This is a genomic window from Kitasatospora sp. NPDC091257 (assembly GCF_044757675.1).
In the GTDB taxonomy this organism is placed as follows: Bacteria; Actinomycetota; Actinomycetes; order Streptomycetales; family Streptomycetaceae; genus Kitasatospora; species Kitasatospora lactacystinica.
The window spans coordinates 1-2,595 of sequence record NZ_JBIVVI010001232.1; the positions used below are offsets into that span (position 1 = coordinate 1).

A 2,595-nucleotide genomic window follows, 5' to 3' on the forward strand; every position below is an offset into this window, starting at 1 on the left:
CCTCCCTCGACGCTCCCTGGACGGTGCGCCGGATGGCCGCCGCCGCCCTGATGTCCGACCGCCCCTTCTCCCGCACCGCCGCACCGCGCGTGCCGTCGAGGACGGTCCGCAGCGGGCGGTCCCGAGGGGACGGCCCCGCCGCCGCGCGCGCACGCCTCCCGCGGGAAGCCGGCCCGGCCGACGGCAGGCGAGGATCCGTCAGCGGCGGGCCGGGGGCGGGAGTCGCGCCCCGGCCCGGCACGGTGTCGCAGGCGACTGGCATGCTGGGATCAAGAGTTGCCACCAGGACGAGGGGGTCGGATGCCGGACAAGGTCAGGCCGCTGCGCGCGGCACCACGGCTGGGCACGGTCAACGGATTCGGGCGCACGATGCTGGGCAAGACCCGCGTGGACGCCCGGGGCGCCTGCTTCGCCACCCGCTGGTTCACCGTCCTGATGCTGCCGATCCGGCCGCTGGGCCGCTACTACGTCCAGGAGGGCGAGACGGTCGACGTCCCCGGGCGAGGCGGCGCCTCGACGACCACCACCGAGTACGTGTTCCTCGGCGAGGCCGAGCTGCGCGCGAGCGAGGCGATCCGCACCTACCTGTTCTGCTGGCTGGTGGTGCCGCTGGTCGTCGCCGGCCCCGTGACGCTCTTCGGGCTCAACGCCGACGCGTTCAGCCACGAACACCCGATCCTCTTCCTCCTGCTGCTGCTCGGGCTCCCGATCGTCGGCATCATCGCGCTGGCGTGGCTACTGGTCCTCAACCAGAAGTTCCTCGCGCCGGTGCGCGTGCCGCAGTGGGTCGAGGGCGGGCCGGCGAACCGAAGGCCCTGAGGACGCGACGGCCCGAGGCCCTGGCGGCGGCATCGGCCCCGGGCGGGTCCGCGACGGCTACAGGCCCGCCCGGGTCAGCAGCCGCTCCATGTGCTCGACGGGGAGCACCGGCGAGGCGGCGGCGGCCCGCGCGACGTGTTCGGAAGGGTCGGCGAGCAGCCGCAGCAGGGACGGGAGCGGGAGGCTGCGGTGGGAGGCGACCGCCCGGCGGACACGCTCCTCAAAATCGTCGGCCAGCTGCTCGGCGACTTGCGGGGGCAGGTCCGGATCGCGGGGCGCCAGCGAGCGCAGCCGGGGCTGGGGGTCGGTGGCGAAGCGGCGCAGGGTCTCCGGCGGCAACGGCAGGACCCGCGCCCTGTCCCACCAGAACGTGAACTTGTCGCGTCCGCGGTAGCGGCGCTCGATGTCCTCGGCGGTCGCCGGGTCGACCAGGTGCGGGGCGGTGTGCGCCATGGTGAGGCGGACCATCTCCTCCTCGTCGCCGAGCAGTCGGGCCACCGCCTCGGCGGGAAGGTCCCTGCCGGCGGCCGCGGAGACCCGGAAGCAGATGTAGGGCGAGTCGAGGTGCGGCAGCGGATCGGCCGTCACCCAGTCCAGGCGCAGGATCCGTAGTTCCGTGGGCGCGAAGGAGTTCTCGTACCACTGCAGGAGGGCTTCGTCGTCGGCGTCGGGGTCCGGCTCGGCCGTCGACTGCGCGAGCTCGTGGACCGAGGTGTGGATCCGTGCCCGCTCGTGCTCCGGTGTGTCGGGCCGGGCGAAGACCTTCACCCGCACGCTCGGGGCCGGATCGACGGCCAGGGCCTCGCGCAGCGACGGCGGCAGGTCGGGATGCCGGGCGAGTTCGGCGCGCACGCCGCTGTCCGGGTCCTCGGCGAGCCGCCGGGCGGTGTCCGCGTCGAGGACGGCGTGGACCACCGCGCCCGCCCGGGTCACCGGGTCCGCCAGCAGTGTCGGCAGCAGATCCGCGGGCGGTACCGGATGCGGCAGGTGCGCGAAGCAGGTGGAGCAGGCGGCGGCGCGGACCTGCGGCTCGGGGTCGGTGAGCAGGATCCGGCGCACCGCTTCCGGGGCCCGCGTCCAGTGCTTCGCCAGCGCGGCGCGGACCGCGGGGTCGGGGTCGGCCGCGAGGCGGGCCCTCAGGTCGGGCGGGGTGCCGTCCTCCTGGGCCAGGTACTCGCGGACCTTCGGCGCCGGATCGTCGACGAGCTGCTCCAGCATCCGCCGCGGTGCGGTCGCGGCGCGGACGGCGAGCGCGGCCCGCACCCCCTCGTCCGGGTGGGCGGCCAGACGCAGGCGGAACCGGTGCGGCAGCCGGTCGTTGAGGGCCAGGCCGTGCAGGAGCCAGTGGTCGTCGGTCGCGATGATCTCGTCGATCATCTCCTCGGTGAGGTCCGCACGACCCGCCACCTTCCCGAGTCCGTGCCGCCGGGCGAACAGCCGCCGGACCATCGCGGCGGGCAGGGCGGGGTTCGTCGCCAACCCGTCCATCACGTGGTCGAGGTGGACCGGATTCGGGTCGTCGGCGTCCATGCGGCCAGGATGTCAGGCGCTCGGCGATGCGCCGCCGCCGGGCCCCGCCCGCACACCGGCCCGGCCTGTCGAGCTCGTTGAACCCGTCGAAGGCGGCCGCGGCCGGCCGCGCCGTCACCGCTTCCCCGTGCGGCCCCGGATGTGTACGGCTGCGCCCGGTTGCCGAGCCGGCGGACGAACCGGACCAGCAGCGGGAACATCGCGTAGCAGAGCATCTCCACCGCGAGCGTCCAGGTCGCGCCGTTG

At 75.1% G+C, this 2,595-nt stretch carries 2 protein-coding genes; one reads left to right on the top strand and one right to left on the bottom strand.

Translation table 11 applies throughout. The features are described from left to right. Positions 1 to 300: 300 nt before the first annotated feature. A complete protein-coding gene (locus tag ACIQOV_RS36670) occupies positions 301 to 819 on the top strand; it encodes a hypothetical protein (protein WP_401055127.1) in 519 nt (172 codons plus the stop codon). A gap of 57 nt (positions 820 to 876) precedes the next feature. Here the strand turns inward: ACIQOV_RS36670 and ACIQOV_RS36675 are convergent, their stop codons facing one another. Continuing rightward, positions 877 to 2,349, bottom strand: a complete 1,473-nt coding sequence (locus tag ACIQOV_RS36675; protein ID WP_401055128.1) for a hypothetical protein — start codon at positions 2,347 to 2,349, stop codon at positions 877 to 879. Positions 2,350 to 2,595: the final 246 nt, after the last annotated feature.

Bases quoted from the DNA above. Each gene is read 5' to 3' on its own strand.
- ACIQOV_RS36675 (WP_401055128.1), bottom strand. From the start codon at position 2,349: ATGGACGCCGACGACCCGAATCCGGTCCACCTCGACCACGTGATGGAC.
- ACIQOV_RS36670 (WP_401055127.1), top strand. From the start codon at position 301: ATGCCGGACAAGGTCAGGCCGCTGCGCGCGGCACCACGGCTGGGCACG.